Origin of the sequence: Blastococcus sp. MG754426 (genome assembly GCF_021699055.1) — a bacterium.
Taxonomy (GTDB): domain Bacteria; phylum Actinomycetota; class Actinomycetes; order Mycobacteriales; family Geodermatophilaceae; genus Blastococcus.
Window position 1 is genome coordinate 1 of sequence record NZ_SSXC01000043.1, and the last position, 16855, is coordinate 16855.

The following is a 16855-nucleotide window of genomic DNA, read 5'->3' on the forward strand; positions in this document are numbered from 1 at the left end:
ACGGCCGGGATCCGGTAGGCGCCGGTGATGTTGCCGTAGCAGCGGTAGAGCGTGCTGGGCTCCGGCGGGCGCATGTAGGCGCCGACGTTGTCGACGAGGAGCGGGGTCAGCAGCGCGGCGACGCAGTAGGCCGCGTAGCCGCCGGCCGCCAGCGCACCCGCGGTGCCGGCGGAGAAGCCGAACGCGGCGCGGAACTGCGGCAGGTAGAGGCCGAAGCCGTACCGGGCGAGCCCGTAGGTGACGGCGATGACGGCGAGGCCCGCGCCGACCAGCGCCAGCGGCCGCACCTCCGGTGGCCCGTCATGGGCGCGTAACGATCGTTTCGGCATAACGGTCGTTACCGTAGTGCCGTGCCCCGGACGCCCGCGACCCCGACGGCGCGGCAGCGGCTGCTCTCGGCCGCGTCCGAGCTGTTCTACGAATCGGGCATCGCCGCGACGGGTGTGGACGCCGTCCTGGCGCGGGCCGGCGTCTCGCCGGCCACGATGTACGCCCACTTCGCCGGCAAGGACGCGCTGGTGGCCGCCTACCTGGAGGAGCGGCACCACCGGTGGCGCGGTGTCTGGGACGAGGTCCTGGCCGAGTCCGGTGACCACCGCGACCGGCTCCTGTCGGTCTTCGACGCGCTGACGCGCTACCGCCGGCGGACCGGCGACCGTCGCGGCTGCGGGTTCCAGGCCGCCGCGACCGAGCTGCCGGCCGGCCACCCCGGCCAGACCTGGCTCGCCGCCGACACCGCCCTCCTCTCCGGACGACTGCTCGAGCTCGCGCGCGCCGCCGGCGCGGACCGACCCGGCGAGCTCGCCGCGGACCTGCTGCTCCTCTACGACGGCGCGCTCGCCGGGCTCGCCCGGCGGGCGGCCGCTCCGGCCGGGTTCGACCAGGACCCTCTCGGCCGCGCCCGGGTGACCGCGCAGCTGCTCCTGGCCACCCGGCTCCCCGACGCGGGCAGCGCCCCCCGCCGTCCGCCCGCCTGACGCGGAGCGGGGCGGCCCCGGAACCCGGGACCGCCCCGCTCGTGCGAGCGTGCGCGGTCTGTCAGCGGGTCGAGCAGGTGAGGTGCGCGAAGCCCTCCTCGGCCGCCTCGAACGGGTCGAACGCCACGTCGCCGAAGCGGGGGTCGTGCTCGACGACGTAGGACCGGGTGCTGCCTCCGGCCGCCCGGAAGATCGCCGCGAAGTCGATGTCCCCGCGGCCGACGATCTCGATCCGCCGCTCCACGTCCTCGTTCAGGTCCTTCACGTGCAGCAGCCGGATCCGGTTGCCGTACTCCTCGATCACGTCGATCGGGTCGGTGCCGGCGTAGGTCACCCAGTACAGGTCGAGCTGCGACACCACGTGCCGCCGCTCGGTGTGCTGCATGAGGACGTCGAAGGCGGTGCGGTCGCCGAAGGTGGTCTCGAACTCCCAGTCGTGGTTGTGGACCATCAGCCACTGGCCCGCCTTGCGCGCCTGCTCCCCGACGGTGTCCAGGTACTCGGCGTAGGCGGTCCACTCGGCCTCGCTCTCGTACTGCGGCGTGCCACCGGAGCCGAAGTACGTGACGCCCAGGACGCGGTTGTCCGCGAGGATCTGCTCGATGTCCGCCGGCTCCTCGGGGGTGCCGACGTCGACGTGCCGCGCCGGGGCCTGGAGCCGGTACTTCCGGAGCAGCTCGGCGTACCGCTCGGCCGTCATCCCGCTGAGGGTGAAGGGCTCGACGTTCCGGTACCCCATCTCGCTGAGGCTGCGGAGCACCTCCTCGTGCCGCGCCTGGGTGGCCGCGTCGGTGCCGAAGCCGATGTGCTCGGCGAAGGTCCACAGCTGGACGGAGACCAGGCGGGCCGGCACCGGGCGACCGACGCACGAGGACTCCCCGCGCTCCTCGGTGGCGGGCGGGGCCGCGCTCGCCGGGCCGACGAGGCCGACGAGCAGCAGGGAGGACAGTGCGGCGAACAGCGCCGCCCGCAGGGCGTGGCGCAGGTTTCTCGACAAAAGGGAGATCCTCTCGGGTGGGTGGCGAACGCGTGCCGCCGGCCGCCGACCACCCCACCCGCTGATCGCCGCCGGGGCCCGGTGGGCACCCGGCCGCCACGGGTGAGTCCGGGCCTGCGCCGAGGGCTGTGTGCTGCGCCACAAAAGCTAGCAACACTTCTGCACCACCGAAAGCGGAAGTCCGTTCACCGGCGAGCAGATGCCTGCGCGCGGAGCCGCCGGGTCGCGACCGCCCGGCTCACCAGCGCGGACGCCCGCAGACGAGCAGGTCGGCCCGGACCAGCACCGGCTCCGGCCACCAGCGATCCCCCATGGTGCGCAGCGGGCCGTCCCGCTCCCCCCGGGGTGCCCGGCGGACCCGCCGCCCCGTCGTCGGGCCGGCTGTCCGTGCGGGCCCGGGACGAGGACCGACCGCGGCACCGCGGCGCCGTTCGCGTTCGCCATCATGGCCCCATGAGCACTCCGCCGACGCGCTCCGGCGCGTTCGCGGCCCTGGTCGGCGGGGCCGCCACCGCGGCCTGGTACGCCACGCCCGACCTCATCCCTTCCCGCACCGCGCGGGGCTGGGCGAAGGCCGCGATCATGGTCGCCTCCCTCACCGCCTCCGCCCCCGACCTGCGGGCCGCACGGGTGGCCTTCCGCGACCTCCGCGAGGAGGTGCACCCCGCGGAGGCCTGGCGCGCACTGCCGCCGACGAGCAAGGCCGCCCTCGCCGGGGTCGGGAGCACCGCACTGGCCGCCTCGGTTGCGGGCGTGGTCGCCGGCGAGCGGTGGGCGTTCCGCCGGGGACAGGCGCGGGCCGCCGCCGGCAAGCGGTGGCCGCACGCCGGCCCGGCGCTGGTGTACGGCGCGCTGGCGAGCGCGCTCTGGCTGATCCCTCCTCCGGGGGCTCCGGGCACCACGGGCGGGGACCACCCCACCGGCTGAGGCGCCCCACCGGCGGGTCGCCACCGGTCAGCCGGCGAGGCGAGTCAGCCCCGCCGGCGGCGCTCGCGCTCCTCGGGCCAGCGGACGACGGCGTCGGCCAGCACCTCGTGCAGGAACGCGAGGAACTCCCGGGTCTCGACGAGCCGTCGCCCACCCGGGCGGCCTGCGCCGAGCTGCTCGATGCCGGCCGCCACGACGTCCTGGAACCGCTGCAGGGCCTGCACCTCTGCGGTGACGAACCGGGTCCAGAGGTGTGCGTCGTCCAGGACGTACAGATCGCTGCGGGTGCCGGGCTCGCGCTCGCGCACGAGGAAGCCGATCTGCACCAGCTGGCGGACCGCCCCGCTGATCGCCGCCGGGCTCACCTGCAGCCCCTCGGCCAGCTCGGCGGCCGTGTAGCGGTCGGCGTCGTCGGCCAGGGCGTAGGCGAACACCCGTGCCGGCATGGGCTGCATGCCCGACTCGCGCAGCACCAGGGCGAACCGCTCCACGAAACGCAGGAGCGTCGCCCGCCCGGCGTCGATGTTCTCCGCGACCGTCACGTCGCCCACGGTACCCGACGTGTTCCGTCATCAATGAACTTCACACTTTCGTGAATCGTCTGTAGCGTGCCGACCATGACTGCGATCTCCGTCTCGGGGCTGGTCAAGACCTTCGGGGCGACCCGGGCGCTGGACGGCCTGGACCTCGAGGTGGCCACCGGCGAGGTGCACGGTTTCCTCGGCCCGAACGGCTCGGGCAAGTCCACGACCATCCGGGTGCTGCTCGGCCTGCTGCGCCCGGACGCGGGCCGCGTCCGGCTGCTGGAGGGCGATCCGTGGCGGGACGCCGTCGCGCTGCACCGGCGCCTGGCCTACGTGCCCGGCGACGTCACCCTCTGGCCGAACATCTCCGGCGGCGAGTCGATCGACCTCCTCGGCCACCTCCGGGGCGGGCTGGACGCGCGCCGCCGCGCCGAGCTGCTCGACCGGTTCGACCTCGACCCGCGGAAGAAGGCGCGCACGTACTCCAAGGGCAACCGGCAGAAGGTCGCCCTGGTCGCCGCCCTGGCCTCGGACGCCGAGCTCCTGGTGCTGGACGAGCCGACCTCGGGCCTCGACCCGCTGATGGAGGCCGTCTTCCAGGAGTGCATCCGCGAGGTGCGCGCCGAGGGCCGGACCGTGCTGCTGTCCAGCCACATCCTGGCCGAGGCCGAAGCGCTCTGCGACCGGGTGAGCATCATCCGCCACGGCCGGACGGTGCAGAGCGGCAGCCTCGACGAGCTGCGGCACCTGACCCGCACCGCCATCACCGCCGAGACGGCGCGCCCGGCGACCGGCCTGGAGTCGCTGGCCGGCGTCCACGACCTGCGCCACGAGGACGGCCGGGTGCGCTTCGACGTCGACACCGACGCCCTGGACGGGGCACTGCGCCACCTCACCGGCTTCGGCGTCGTCAGCCTCACCAGCGCGCCGCCGACGTTGGAGGAGCTGTTCCTGCGCCACTACGGCGACGAGCTCGCCGAGAACGGCGCCGCTGCCCGGGAGCCGGTGCGGTCGTGAGCACGCAGCTGTCCGAGGCCCCCGCCCGTCCCGCCGCACCGGTGCGGCCGGGCCGCTCCGCCACCACCACCGGGACGGCGGCGCTGTTCCGCTTCGCGCTGCGCCGCGACCGCATCCGGCTGCCGGTCTGGATCGCCGCCGGGACGGCGCTGATGGCGATGTTCACCGTCACCCGGCACACCCGCGCCGACGAGGAGGCCGGGCGCACCGAGCTGCTCCGCTCCGCGCGGGTCGGCCGGCACGCGCCGATGCTCGCCGCCGTCCTGCTCGCCGGGCTGGCGTGCGCCGCGCTGGCGGTGGCGGTCGGCATCGGGGCCACCGCTACCGGCCTGCCGGCGACGGGCTCGTTCGTGCTCGGCGCCTCCTTCGGGGCGTGCGGCCTGGTGTTCACCGGCATCACCGCCGTGGCGGCGCAGGTGACCGGCCACACCCGGTCGGTGTACGGCCTGGTGGGCGGGTTGTTCGCGGTCTTCTTCGTGCTGCGCGCCGTCGGTGACATCGAGGGCAACTGGGTCGTCTGGACCTCGCCGATCGGCTGGGCGCAGGCCAGCCACCCGTTCTCCGACGACGCCGTCCTCCCCCTCCTGCTGTGCCTGGTGGCCGCCGTCGTCCTGGTCCTCGGCGGGTTCGCGCTGCTCGACCGCCGCGACCTGGGCGCCGGGCTCACCCAGCCGCGCCCGGGGCGCGCCACCGCGACGCCCTGGCTGCGCTCCCCGCTGGCCCTCGCCGTGCGGCTGCAGCGCGGCGCCTTCCTCGCCTGGGCGCTGGGCCTGGCGCTGCTCGGCGTGGTCTACGGCGCGCTGGCCGACTCCGTGGAGACGCTCATCGCCGGCAACGAGGAGGCGCTGGCGGTGTTCGGCGATCCGGACGTCGACGACCTGGTCGACGCCTACCTCAGCACGACGTTCAGCATCACCGCGCTGCTCGCGGCGGCCTACGCCGTCTCCTCGGTGCTCCGCGCCCGCACCGAGGAGTCCGAGCAGCGCGCCGAGCCCGTGCTGGCGACGGCGACGAGCCGGTCGGCCTGGCTGGGCAGCCACGTCGCCGTCGCGCTGGTGGGGTCGGCCCTCGCCATGACGGCCTCGGGCGTCACCACCGGCGTGGTCCGCGTGCTGCAGACCGGTGAGGCGGCTGCCTTCGGTCGGATGGTGGGGGCCGCGGTCGCCTACGTGCCCGCCGTGTGGGTGGTCGCCGGCCTCGCGGTGGCGCTGTTCGGGCTGCTCCCCCGCCTGGCGGCCGCGCTCGCCTGGACGGCCGTGGGGCTGTTCCTCGTGATCACGATGTTCGCCGAGTCGTTCGACTGGCCGGGCTGGGTCAGCGACCTCTCCCCGGTCAGCTGGGTGCCGCTCATGCCGCTGGAGCCGTTCACCGCCGGTCCGGTGCTGGTGCTCACCGCCATCGCCGGCGCCCTGCTCGCCGCGGGTTCCGCCGGCTTCCGCCGCCGGGACCTGGCGACCGGATGACCGTCCGGCACCCCAGAACTAGGGGTCGGCCGACCCCACGGACGCGTCTGCCCGCCGCCCGTCCCGCTGGCGACGCTGCTCCCGCAGCGGGCCGCGGGGTCCGGATCACGCGTGGAGGCGATGAGGGTGCAGGACTCCCAGGGAGCAGGCGGCGGGTGCCCGTTCAGCGGTGCCGGGCGGGAGCACGGGGTGGCCCGCCGCGGCTTCCTCGCCGGTGCGCTGGCGGTCGCCGTCGCACCCGTCGTCGGCGGGATCGGGGGTGCGCGCGCCGAGGTGGTCAGCACCGAACCGGTCACCGACCCGACCGCCCCCGCGCCGGTGACCGAAGGCCCCGCGGAGACGGCCGCCCACGCCGTGGGCGACCCGCGGGGCGCCGAGGTCGCCGCGCGGATCGACCGGAAGCTCGAGGCGCGCTTCGGCCTGATGTTCAAGGACCTGCCGCCCTTCGCCCCGACCGACGGCCTGCTGCTGTGGCTCGCGGCGAGCATGAACGACGGCAAGGCGCCCCTGTCCGACGTCAAGGACAGCGACGTCGCCTTCGACAACCCGGGCATCCCGGCCGGCTACATCTACTTCGGTCAGTTCGTCGACCACGACATGACGCTGGACAAGACGCCGCTGACCCACCGGCTGCAGGACCCGATGGCCATGAAGAACTACGACACCCCGTGGTTCGACCTCGGCAGCGTCTACGGCAAGGGCATCAAGGGCAGTCCCCAGCTCTACGACCCCGAGCGCCACGGCTACCTGCGGGTGTGGGAGCACGACGACCTGGTCGACCTGCCGCGCGACGACGTCGGGGCCGCCTACCTGGGCGACCCGCGCAACGACGAGAACCTCATCGTCGCCCAGCTGCACACCGTCTTCATCCGGCTGCACAACAGCTTCATGGACCAGGGCATGACCTACGCCCAGGCCCGGCGGCAGACCCGGTGGCACTACCAGTGGCTCATCGTCAACGACTACCTGCCGCGCATCGTCGGCAAGCCGGTCGTGAGCAGCCTGATCAAGCGCGACGGCACGATCAAGTTCACCGGCACCCTCTACCAGCCCGAGCACCCCGATAACCCCTACATGCCGATCGAGTACTCGGGCGCCGCCTACCGTTTCGGGCACAGCATGATCCGCGCCGAGTACGAGATGCAGGACGGGCACACCGTGCCGATCTTCGGCGCCGACGGCTTCGAGGACCTGCGCGGGAACCGGCCGATCCCGGCCAACCTGTGGTGCGACTGGAACTACTTCTTCGACATCCCCGGGCTCGAGCCGCCGGACGACCGCAACATGGCCCGGCTCATCGACACCCAGATGTCCCTGCCGCTGTTCACCCTGCCCTCCACCGTCGTCGCGCCCACCAGCAAGGCGATCGTCGCCCTCGCCGAGCGCAACCTGCTGCGCGGCAAGCGGCTGGGCCTCCCCTGCGGCCAGGACGTCGCCACCGCGATGGGCGTCACGCCGCTCACGAACGCCGAGCTGGGCCTCAAGCAGCCGGGCTGGGGCGGCAAGGCCCCGCTCTGGTACTACGTGCTCAAGGAGGCCGAGCTGCTCGCCGGCGGACGTCGGCTCGGCCCGGTGGGCGGGCGGATCGTCGCCGAGACGATCCTCGGCATCATGGCCCTGGACCCCGAGTCCTACTTCAACCGCAAGCCCTCGTTCCAGTGGCAGGAGAAGAAGACCGTCGGCGACCTGATCCTCCTCGCCGGCGCCCTCGACCCGCGCTCGCGGATCGTGCAGCCCGAGGACGAGGTGGAGGAGACCGGCGCCCTCCCGCTGGAGCCCGACGAGGAGATCAACCCGGAGGCGACCTCCCCGGTCGACTCGGAGAACCTCCTCACCCCGTGAACCCGGCCGGCCCCGGGTCGGGCGCGGGCCGGGTACGCGGAGGACGCCTCAGCGGCGGCGCAGCGCCTGCGCCGCCGCCACCGCACCGCCGGCGAGCACCAGGCCGGCGACGACACCGACCAGCACGTTGCGCCGCAGCGATCCGTCCGCCCGCTCGTCCGGCAGCTCGGCCGCGCTGCTGACGTAGGCGAGCGCCTGCGGGTTCTCCATCACCCGCAGGTCGACGTCGAGGCTCGCGATCTGGGTGTTGAGCCGGCGCAGCTCCGTCTCCACGGGGTCGAGCTCCGAGCTCAACGTCCGCTGGATCGCCAGCCGCTGGTTGAGCAGCCGGGAGAGCTCGACGGGGTCGGTCTCCACGGCCACGGCCTCGTCCAGCGCGGCCACCGGCTGGAGGATCTCCTGCTGCCTCGCCTGCAGTGCGTCGCGGTCGCCGATCAGCAGGTCGCGCAGGGCCGCGGTCTCGGCGACGTCGCTCGCGTGACGCACCGCCACGTAGGTCTCCGCCCAGGTCTGCGCGGCGTCCTGAGCGGCTTCGGCAGAGCCGGCCTCGGCGACGAAGACCAGCGCACTGGAGTCGGCGGTGCCGCGCACCTCGACCTCGGCCTCGTCGCCCGCGGCCTCGGCCGCGAGCCGCTGGAACTCGTCGCTCCCGACGTAGACCAGCTCGGCGGCCGGTGAGCGGATCAGCGCACCGGCCGACGTGCCGCCGGTGCGCGGGAAGAGCTGGCGGCTGTCCTCGGTGCGGATCAGGACCTCCGCGTCGGCCCGGTACACCGGGCCGAGCACGAACAGGGAGCCGACCGCCACCGCCAGCACGAGGAGGAAGGTGGTGAGCGCGAGCCACCAGTAGCGCCGCAGCGCGGCGAGGTACTCGGCCAGCCCGGAGCGCTCGGCCTCCGGCCGGTGGGTGCCGCCGGCGCGGTCCACGTTCGGGTGCGACGTTCCGTCAGGGGCGGTCTCCAGCACGGCGGTGAAGGTACCGGCAACTCACGGGATCCTGTGGTCTCGGTCGCATCACGATCGCCAGGCGCCGAGGGACCGGCCGAGCGCCGCGGCGAGGTCCTCGTTCGGTCCCGCGAAGCGTTCGTGCAGCGCGGCAGCGGTCGCGGGCGCCATGGGCGGGAAGGCCGCCGGCCCCTCGTTCAGCCGGTTGACCAGGTGGCGGACGCGGTACAGCGTCCGGCTCGGCACCCGGGCGAGGAGCCGGCGTGCAGGGCTCCCGGGCCGTTGCGCGGCCAGGAAGGCCCGGGCGAACGACGCCGACCGGGGGGACCGCCCCTCGTTGTGCCCTGCCGTCGCGTCCGGGACGTGCGGCGGGAGGCCGGCCAGGTCGAACAGCTCCGCGCAGATGCCCACGGCGTCCGCGCGCAGGTCGTCGGAGAGGTAGATGCGCAGCCGCTCCGGCGGCACCGTCTCCAGGAGCGCCCGCACGTGCGGCGCGTAGATGCCGTTCCCGACGTACTGCATGTCCCGGGCCCGCGGCGGTGCGCTCACCGCCCGGCCCGGCTCCCGCGCCAGGCCCTCCTCGAAGGTGGCCGCGTCCTCCCAGCCGCGCAGCCGGGCGTAGTGGAAGTGCGAGTACGCGCGCGGCACGGGCGCGCGGAGGACGGCGACCACGACTGCGGGCGTGGTGTCGGCGATGCGGCGCACCGCGGCCGGGTCGTACATGGCCATCGTGTGCTTGGCGAGCAGCGGCGCGTCCCCCACCGACGGCGGGAAGTACTTCTCGACCGCGTGCGCCCACCCCCGGGCGACCTCCTCGCCCCGGCCGAAGAACGGCATCTCCCGGTGCACGTGGCTGCGCACGTCGGGGTGCTGGGCCAGGTAGTGGAACAGCGCCGTGGAGCCGCTCTTCGGCGCACCGACGATCATCAGCCTCGGGCCCGGACGCACCCGCGGGATGCTAGGGGAACCGGCCGGTGCGGCGGAACGTCCAGGGCTCCCGCAACCCGCTCCGCTGCGTTAGCCTCGCCGACCAGCCGTCGCGGGACGGCGCAGGTCGGAGGTGCGGTGCGTCTCTCCCACGACGTGGTGGCGCGGTCGTGATCGCGCCGCTGCTCGCCGTGGCCGCGTCCGCGGTCGTGTGGGCGCTGGTCTACCGCGCCCTCGTGCGCCACCCGCTCGACGCGATGGCGCTGGTCCTCTACTACCTGGCGCTGCAGCTGCTGTGGCGCCCGCTGCTGCTGGCCGCGGAGCTGGACACCCCCTTCCCCACCCTGCTGTTCCAGGACCGGGACACCGAGCTCCTCCTGCTGCGCGGCCAGGCGGTGGTCGTGCTGTTCCTGGTCGCCCTGTGGGCCGGCGCCCGGCTGACCACCCCGCTGGTCCGGCCGGTGTCGGTGCTCTTCCCGCAGCTGCGCGGTCCCCTGCCGCCGCGGGTGCTGGTCGTCCTCGCCGTCGTCCTGACCGCTGCCGCCGCGGCCGCCACCGTCGCGCTGTGGCTCCGGTACGGCGGCCCGTCCGGGCTGCTGCAGGCCTCGAAGGTGGACCGGTCCCTGGCCGACAGCCGCGCGCTGCGGACCCTTCCTCTGCTGGCCGCGCTGCTGGGCGTGGCGGCCTGGTTCTCGGTCCGCGGGGCCGGCCTGCAGCGCCTGCTGCTCCTCGCGCTCATCGCCCTCAACGGCTACCTGAGCTGGACGTGGGGCGCCCGCGACGTGCCGGTGCTCTCGGCCGTCGCGCTGCTCGCCGGCGCGCTGATCTTCGGCCGGACCGGACGCCGCGCCGCCCGCCGCCCCGACGGGCAGTGGTTGCGCGACCCGCGCTGGCGCCTGCGCTTCCTGCTGGTGCCGGTGCTGGCCCTGGCGCTGGCCTTCACGCTCCGCGCCGCCCGCGACACGGTGCTCTGGGGCGACCTGGCCCCCACGATCGAGGGGCAGGGCACCGTCCGCCAGGTCGCGGTCGCCACGAACAACACGTTCTACGACGCCCTGCTCCTCTACCTCGACGACTGGCCGGACCGGTTCGACTTCACCGGCGGCGCCGACTTCGTCGAGGGCTCGGTCGCCGCGGTGCCCTCGGTGCTGGCCGGCCCGCAGGAACCCTTCGTCTCCCCCGCCGTGCAGCTGGCGCAGACCTACATCGACCGCAACAACGGCTTCCCGGCGACCCCGGTCGGCGACTGGTACGTGAACCTGGGCTACCCGGGCATCGTGCTCGGCGGTCTGCTCAGCGGCCTGGTCGCCCGGGCGGGTCAGTTCGCGTTCCGCCGGTTCCTGCGCGATCCGCTGGTCTGGGGCTTCAGCCTCGTGTTCATGGTCCGGATCTTCCCCGGCGGCGTCTGGGCGACCTCGGCACCGAAGTGGGTGGCCATCGGCCTGCCGATCCTCGCGTTCACCGTGCTGGTCAACCTCTTCCTCCGGCGGTCCCGCGCCGACGACGAGGGAACGGCCCCGTCGGCAAGGGAGGGCGTCGCCGACGGGCGGGCGGTGGCCTCCCGGTGACCACCCCGCTCACCGGCGACCGGGGACGTGCGGGCGCACGCGGGTCCCTCCGCCGCGACACGGTCCTGGTCGTCGTCGGCCAGGTCGCCGCCGTCGTCAGCGGCCTGCTCGTCGCCCTGGTCGGGGCGCGTGTCCTGCCCACCGCCGAGTTCGGCGCCCTGTCGTGGGCCCTGAGCTGGCTGACGTTCCTCGCGGTCCTGGCCCAGTTCGGCCTCCCCCAGGTGGCCACCATCGCCGTGGCCCGGCAGGCCCGGCGCACCCACGCATCCCTGCTGCGGCGGCTCGTGCTCGCGCAGGCCGTCGGCGTCCTGGCCACGGCCGCGCTCTGGCAGTGGGCGGTGGGCCCGGCGGCGGTCGCGGCCGGCACCCCGGCGACGGCGTACCGGCCGCTGGTGCTCCTCGTGGCGCTGTGGCTGCCGGCCGCGGCCCTCTGCCCGGTGCTGGTCAACGTGCTCCGGGCGCGGAACCGCTTCGGCCTGGCCCTGGTGTTCGGCGAGCACGTCCGCCGGGTGGTGCTCGTGGTGGTCCTCCTGGCCGGCGCCGCCGGTGCCGCCGCGACCCTGTCGGCGCGGGCCGCGGTGGCGTGGACGGTGGCGGTCGAGACCGCGGTCGTCCTGCTCGCGCTGCTCCTCCTGGCCCGCGAGGTCGCGCCGGCCGGTCGGCACGCGGCCGGGCGCGCAGCGGACGACGGACCGGACGAAGGCACATCGGGGGACGGGCGGGACGGCGGCGGGTCACCCTGGCGGCTGCTGGGCACCGGTCGCGCCTTCGCCGTCGCCTCTCTCGCCTCGGTGACCCTGCCGCAGGCCGGGGTCTGGCTGCTCGCGGTGGTCGCCCCGGTCGAGGAGGTCGCGGTCTTCGCCGTGGCGGTGCGGATCGCCGTCCTGGTCGCCGTCCCGACGGCCGTCGGCGTGCGCACCCTCGCGCCGCGGGTGGCGGCGGCGTCGGCGGCCGACCGGCTGGGGGCGCTGGCGGAGCCGGTCCGCCGGTTCGCGGTGTGGTCGACGGCGGCGACCGCCACGGCGGTGGTCCTGCTGGGCGCGACCGGCCCGGTGGTGCTCCCGGCCCTGTTCGGGCCGGAGTACGCGGCGGCCGTGGTCCCGGCCCTGGTGATGAGCGCCGGCGTGCTGGTCAACGCCTGGACCGGCCCGTGCTCGGTCGTGCTCTCCCACGCCGGGCACCAGCGGGCCGTCGCGCTCAGCGCCCTGGCGGCGGCGCTGGCGTTCGCCGGGCTCGCCACCTGGTGGGGCGGGGCCTGGGGCGCCACCGGGGTCGCGGCGGCTGCGGCGGTGGCGATGAGCGCCCGCAACCTGCACCTCGCCCGCGCGGCGCACCGGGTCCTGGGGGTCCGCACGACCGCCCGCCCGCGCGGGGGCGGGTCGTGACCGGCCCGCAGTTCCTCGTGATCGGCGCCGCGCGCTCGGGGACGACGGCGCTGTACCAGTACCTGGCCGAGCACCCCGGCCTGTTCCTCACCGAGCCGAAGGAACCGCACCACTTCGCGCTCGCCGGGACGACGCCGGCGTTCACCGGCCCGGGCGACCGGCAGACGATCAACCGGCTCGCCGTCCCCGACCGGGGGGCCTACCTGCGGCTGTACCGGGACGCCCGCCCCGACCAGCTCCGCGGGGAGGCGTCGGTGTCGACGATGTACTACCCCGGAGCAGCGGCGCGCGTCCGGGAGATGGCTCCCGACGCCCGGCTCGTCGCCCTGCTGCGCGACCCGGTCGACCGGGCGTTGTCCGCCTACGGGTTCATGCGCACCCGGGGCTGGGAGCCGTGCGCCAGCTTCGAGGATGCGCTGGCCGACGAGCCGCGCCGGATCGCCGAGGGGTGGCACCACATCTGGCACTACGCCGCGATGAGCCGCTACGGCGAGCAGCTGCGCCGGGTGCTGGAGGTCTTCCCGCGCGAGCAGCTGCTGGTCCTGCGCCACGAGGACATGACGGCCGACCCCGATGCCGTGCTCGCCCGGGTCTACGCCCACCTCGGGGTGCCGCCGGTCCCCCGCACCACCACCCCGGACCCGCACCGCTCCGGCGAGCCGCGCAGCCGGTTCATCGGCCGGGTGGTCAGCACCCACCACCCGCTGAAGAAGGTCGTCTCCCCGCTCCTGCCGACGTCGCTGCGCCGCGGGCTGCGCCGGCGGATCGTCGCCCGCAACATCGTGCGGATCGGCTACCGGCCGGAGACCCGGCGCGCGCTGGTGGCCGACCTCGCCCCCGACCTCGACCTGCTCGAGCAGGTCACCGGCCTGGACGTGGCCGCATGGCGGTCGCCCGAGCGGCCGGCGGGCGGCGCCGGGTGACCGGCGGGGCCGGGCGCCTGTTCATGACCCTGCGGCTGCCCGACCGCACGGGTGCGGCCAAGATGGCGCTGGAGTTCGCCCGGGCGCTGCGCGCCGACGGCTTCGACCTCACCCTCGTGCACGGCGCCGTCCCACGGCCGAGCATCCTCCCCGACGTCGAGGCCCTCGGCGTCACGACCGTGCTGGAGCCGCGGCTGGAGCGCCCCTGGGACCCCCGCCTCGTGCCCGCGCTCGCCGATCGGGTGCGCCGCGACAGCGGGCGCTGCGTGATCGGCGTGAACCAGCGGGACCGCGCGCCGGCCCTGCTCGCGGCCGCCCGCGCCGCGGTGCCGGGGGTGCTGATGGTCCAGAACCAGCACCACTTCTGGGGGCCGCGGCCGCTGGCGGCCCTGAAGCGGCGCGGCTACCGGGCCGTCGTCGCCCGGTCGACCACGCTCGCGGTCTGCACCTCCGCCGTCGTGCAGGAGGAGATGACCGGCTTCGGGGTACCGCCCGGGCGCACCGTCGTCCTCCCCAACGGCATCGCCGTCCCGCCGCCGGTCCGGCTCGCCCCGGCCGAGCGCGCGCGGCTGCGGGCGGAGATGGGCGCCGGCGCCGACGACCTGCTGCTGGTCAACGTGGGCCGGCTGGACCCGCAGAAGGGCCAGGACGTCCTGCTGGCGGCCCTCGACGGCCTGCCCGCACCGGTGCACGTCGCGCTGGTGGGTTCGGCCGGGGACTCCGTCGCCGCCCGCCGGACCCGGGGCTACGCGTCCGCCCTGCACCGGCAGGTCCGCGACCTCGGCCTGGAGCGCGCCGTCACCTTCCTCGGCTGGCGGGACGACGTCGCCCGGTTGCTGGCCGCGGCCGACGGGTACGTGCACACCGCCCGGTGGGAGGGCCCCGCCCTGCCCCTCGCGGTCATGGAGGCGATGGCGGCCGGCTGCCCGACGGTGTTCACCGACTGCTCCGGCCGGCCGCCGGTGTTCGAGCCGGGCCGGGACGGGCTGCTGGCCGTCAGCGAGGACCCGGCATCGGTCCGGGAGCGGATCGCGGAACTGGCGGCCCTCCCGCCGGCCGAGCGCGCGGCCATGGGCGCCGCGGGCGCGGCGCTGATCCGCGCGCACTACCGGGTCGAGGACCTCGGCCGCACGTTCAGCCGGCTCGTCCGCGGAGTCCTCGACGGCGGCTGACCCGGTCGCGTCTCCGCGCCAGCAGCTCGTCGTAGAGCTCGACGTGCGCCTGCACCATCCGCTCCGGGGCGAAGTGCTCGACGAACCGCCGCCGTCCCGCCGCCCCGAGCCGGGCGGCGAGGTCCGGGTCGGTCAGCACGCGCACCAGGTCGCGGGCGAGCCCGTCCACGTCGCCCGCGGGCGACAGCAGCCCCGTCTCCCCGTGGACGACGACCTCGGGGATCCCCTCGACGCCGAAGCCGACCACCGGCCGGGCCGCCGCCATCGCCTCCAGGTTCACGATGCCGAACGCCTCCCAGCGCGACGGCAGCGCCAGCACGTCCACCGCCCGCATGACGTCGGCGAGATCGTGCCGCCAGCCGGTGAAGCGGACGTGATCGGCGACCCCCAGCTCGCCGGCCAGCGCCTCGCACTCCCCCCGGCGCGTGCCGTCACCGACCACGACGACGTGCGCCCGCGGGACCTTCGCCAGCACCGCGGGGACGGCGCGGATCAGCAGGTCGACACCCTTCTGGTCCTCGATCCGGCCGACCAGCGCGACCAGCGGCGCGTCGGGCGGCACCCCGAGCTCCCCCCGCAGACGAGCCCGGCCGGACGCGGTCCCGTCGCCCACGGCCATCCGGGCGGCGTACGGGATGACCGTGCAGTCCGCGCGCCGGAAGAGGCGGTTGCGCACGCCGACGTCGCGGATGAACGCCGAACCCGCGACGTAGTGCGTGGTGACCAGCCCGAGCACCCGCTCGACGAGCCGGTACAGCGAGCGCTTCGGCTGCCGCACCCCGGCGTGACCGGCATACGCGTGCAGCATGTGCAGCCGGACCGGCGTGCCGGCCGACCAGGCGGCCACCCGGCCCATCGCCCCCGCGACCGAGGTGTGCGTGTGGACGACGTCGTACCGGTGCCGGCGGAGGTGCGCCCGGATGCGCAGGAACTGGCGGAGGAGCTCCACCGGGCCGTCCGGCGTCGCCTGCTTGAAGTGGCCGCTGCCGTGCGACGGGGCGTAGTCCAGCACCGGCAGGCCGCTGCGGCCGATCTCCTCGTCCAGCGGGCCACCGCCGGAGAGCGCGATCGCCACGTCGAACCGGTCCCGGGGCAGCAGGGTCGCCAGCTGCAGGAGGTGCTCGGCCGAGCCGCCGACGGTGATGCCGGTCAGCTGCAGCACCTTGACCCGGTCGCTCACGAGCGCCCCCTCACGTGCTCGGCGGTCGGCCACGCGGTCAGCCGGCGGCCGAGCAGCTCCTGCAGGGCTCCGACGTCGTCGGCGAAGGAGTCGGCCAGCCGGCTGCGGGTCGCCGGATCGATGCCCGCCGGGTCCAGGTTGGCCGAGCGGATCCGCTCCCGCTGCCGGTGCGGCACGGCCGCGGTGACCAGGCGCCGCAGCGACCGGGAGCGGCGCAGGGTGTTCAGCGCGGAGGTCACGGCGCGGCTGCGCGGCAGGCCGGAGGCGTTCACCCGGCGGGACGGGTCGATGTCGACGCCGGGGTCCACCTGCAGGAACTCGAGCACCCGCCGCAGCTGACCGGTCGGGTCCGCGGCGAACTCCTCCTGGACGACGACGAGCAGGCGGTCCCCGAACGCGGCGGCGAACGGCGCGAGCTGCCCGGCGTAACGGCTGAGCCCGGCGAGCTGCCACATGTGGCTCCACCCCGCCCGCGTGCGCTCCTCCTCGGCGGCCAGGCACTCCTCGAAGGTCCCGGCGTCGTAGCCCCGCGAGCGCAGGTACAGCCAGCTCGAGAAGGCCCGGTCGACCGGGTCCCGGAGCATGACCACCAGCCGGCACCCGGGCGCGCAGCACCGCTCGATGGCGGGGATCGCGGCGTCGGGGTGGGCCAGCGTGGTCACCGACCCCTCCCCGAGCCGCGCCTCGGCGCGTCCCTCGAACAGCGCCCGCCACGCCGCCTCACCGCGCACGGCGGTCCGGTTGACCAGGTCGTCGTCGCCGAGGCCGGTGAAGCGCGGGGCGCCGTCCGGGAAGGCGAGGAAGTGCGGCTCCTTCGGGGTGGACACGAAGACGTCCGGGTGCTCGCCCAGGAAGGAGGTGAGCGCGGTCGTCCCGCTCCGGGCTGCCCCGATGACCAGGAAGTTCGCGGCTGCCCCCATCGCCGGGATGCTAGCCGCGCGCGGCCCCGGGTGGCCCGGTTGCGCCACCCCACGATTTGGGGGGTGGGCGCCCCCCACGCGTGGACCT

General features: G+C 75.4%; 15 protein-coding genes and 1 pseudogene. 9 read left to right on the forward strand and 7 right to left on the reverse strand.

The window, feature by feature from the left end; all coding sequences use genetic code 11:
• Window positions 1-329: pseudogene (locus E9549_RS14310) on the reverse strand (hypothetical protein); the annotation flags it as partial.
• 21 nt (window positions 330-350) lie between these two features.
• On the opposite strand from E9549_RS14310, the gene E9549_RS14315 reads away from it, so the two are divergent.
• On the forward strand, window positions 351-977 hold the full coding sequence (locus E9549_RS14315; protein WP_236827215.1) for a TetR/AcrR family transcriptional regulator: 627 nt from the start codon (window positions 351-353) through the stop codon (window positions 975-977).
• 61 nt (window positions 978-1038) lie between these two features.
• On the opposite strand, the gene E9549_RS14320 is transcribed toward E9549_RS14315, so the two are convergent.
• Window positions 1039-1974, reverse strand: a complete 936-nt coding sequence (locus tag E9549_RS14320) for a sugar phosphate isomerase/epimerase (protein ID WP_236827216.1) — start codon at window positions 1972-1974, stop codon at window positions 1039-1041.
• A 453-nt stretch (window positions 1975-2427) separates the two neighbouring features.
• Between E9549_RS14320 and E9549_RS14325 the strand changes: the two genes are divergently transcribed.
• A complete protein-coding gene (locus tag E9549_RS14325; RefSeq protein WP_236827217.1) occupies window positions 2428-2901 on the forward strand; it encodes a hypothetical protein in 474 nt (157 codons plus the stop codon).
• 44 nt (window positions 2902-2945) lie between these two features.
• On the opposite strand, the gene E9549_RS14330 is transcribed toward E9549_RS14325, so the two are convergent.
• On the reverse strand, window positions 2946-3443 hold the full coding sequence (locus tag E9549_RS14330; RefSeq protein ID WP_236827218.1) for a MarR family transcriptional regulator: 498 nt from the start codon (window positions 3441-3443) through the stop codon (window positions 2946-2948).
• Window positions 3444-3518: 75 nt separating this feature from the next.
• Here E9549_RS14330 and E9549_RS14335 point away from each other — a divergent pair, with 75 nt between their 5' ends.
• The 3 genes from E9549_RS14335 to E9549_RS14345 all read left to right on the forward strand — a co-directional run bounded on the left by E9549_RS14335 (window position 3519) and on the right by E9549_RS14345 (window position 7747).
• Window positions 3519-4442: an ABC transporter ATP-binding protein gene (locus E9549_RS14335; RefSeq protein WP_236827219.1), complete on the forward strand. Its 924-nt coding sequence runs from the start codon at window positions 3519-3521 to the stop codon at window positions 4440-4442.
• Window positions 4439-5905 carry an ABC transporter permease gene (locus tag E9549_RS14340; protein WP_236827220.1) on the forward strand — a complete coding sequence of 489 codons (1467 nt, stop codon included), beginning with the start codon at window positions 4439-4441 and terminating at the stop codon, window positions 5903-5905. Before E9549_RS14335 ends, E9549_RS14340 begins: the two co-directional genes overlap by 4 nt.
• 126 nt (window positions 5906-6031) lie before the next feature.
• Window positions 6032-7747, forward strand: a complete 1716-nt coding sequence (locus tag E9549_RS14345; protein ID WP_236827221.1) for a heme peroxidase family protein — start codon at window positions 6032-6034, stop codon at window positions 7745-7747.
• 48 nt (window positions 7748-7795) lie between these two features.
• Here E9549_RS14345 and E9549_RS14350 read toward each other — a convergent pair whose 3' ends face one another.
• Together E9549_RS14350 and E9549_RS14355 are read right to left on the reverse strand one after the other, a co-directional pair.
• Window positions 7796-8713: a hypothetical protein gene (locus E9549_RS14350; protein ID WP_236827222.1), complete on the reverse strand. Its 918-nt coding sequence runs from the start codon at window positions 8711-8713 to the stop codon at window positions 7796-7798.
• Between the two features lie 48 nt (window positions 8714-8761).
• A complete protein-coding gene (locus E9549_RS14355; RefSeq protein ID WP_236827223.1) occupies window positions 8762-9640 on the reverse strand; it encodes a sulfotransferase in 879 nt (292 codons plus the stop codon).
• Between the two features lie 149 nt (window positions 9641-9789).
• On the opposite strand from E9549_RS14355, the gene E9549_RS24210 reads away from it, so the two are divergent.
• The 4 genes from E9549_RS24210 to E9549_RS14375 are packed head-to-tail and all read left to right on the forward strand — an operon-like array spanning window position 9790 to window position 14667.
• Window positions 9790-11187, forward strand: coding sequence for a hypothetical protein (locus tag E9549_RS24210; RefSeq protein WP_236827224.1), 1398 nt, complete (start codon window positions 9790-9792; stop codon window positions 11185-11187).
• Window positions 11184-12572, forward strand: a complete 1389-nt coding sequence (locus E9549_RS24215) for a lipopolysaccharide biosynthesis protein (protein WP_236827225.1) — start codon at window positions 11184-11186, stop codon at window positions 12570-12572. The genes E9549_RS24210 and E9549_RS24215 overlap by 4 nt, the downstream gene beginning before the upstream one ends.
• The gene (locus tag E9549_RS14370) at window positions 12569-13495 is read left to right on the forward strand and encodes a sulfotransferase (RefSeq protein ID WP_236827226.1); all 927 of its coding nucleotides are present in this window, start codon (window positions 12569-12571) and stop codon (window positions 13493-13495) included. The genes E9549_RS24215 and E9549_RS14370 overlap by 4 nt, the downstream gene beginning before the upstream one ends.
• Window positions 13456-14667, forward strand: a complete 1212-nt coding sequence (locus E9549_RS14375) for a glycosyltransferase (RefSeq protein WP_236827227.1) — start codon at window positions 13456-13458, stop codon at window positions 14665-14667. The genes E9549_RS14370 and E9549_RS14375 overlap by 40 nt, the downstream gene beginning before the upstream one ends.
• On the opposite strand, the gene E9549_RS14380 is transcribed toward E9549_RS14375, so the two are convergent.
• The gene (locus E9549_RS14380; protein ID WP_236827228.1) at window positions 14630-15847 is read right to left on the reverse strand and encodes a glycosyltransferase; all 1218 of its coding nucleotides are present in this window, start codon (window positions 15845-15847) and stop codon (window positions 14630-14632) included. The genes E9549_RS14375 and E9549_RS14380 overlap by 38 nt on opposite strands.
• On the reverse strand, window positions 15844-16767 hold the full coding sequence (locus tag E9549_RS14385; protein WP_236827229.1) for a sulfotransferase: 924 nt from the start codon (window positions 16765-16767) through the stop codon (window positions 15844-15846). Before E9549_RS14385 ends, E9549_RS14380 begins: the two co-directional genes overlap by 4 nt.
• Window positions 16768-16855 lie beyond the last annotated feature (88 nt).

Coding starts and splice junctions, on each gene's coding strand:
- E9549_RS14325 (WP_236827217.1), top strand. CDS start 2,428: ATGAGCACTCCGCCGACGCGCTCCGGCGCGTTCGCGGCCCTGGTCGGC.
- E9549_RS14335 (WP_236827219.1), top strand. CDS start 3,519: ATGACTGCGATCTCCGTCTCGGGGCTGGTCAAGACCTTCGGGGCGACC.
- E9549_RS14375 (WP_236827227.1), top strand. CDS start 13,456: ATGGCGGTCGCCCGAGCGGCCGGCGGGCGGCGCCGGGTGACCGGCGGG.
- E9549_RS14385 (WP_236827229.1), bottom strand. CDS start 16,767: ATGGGGGCAGCCGCGAACTTCCTGGTCATCGGGGCAGCCCGGAGCGGG.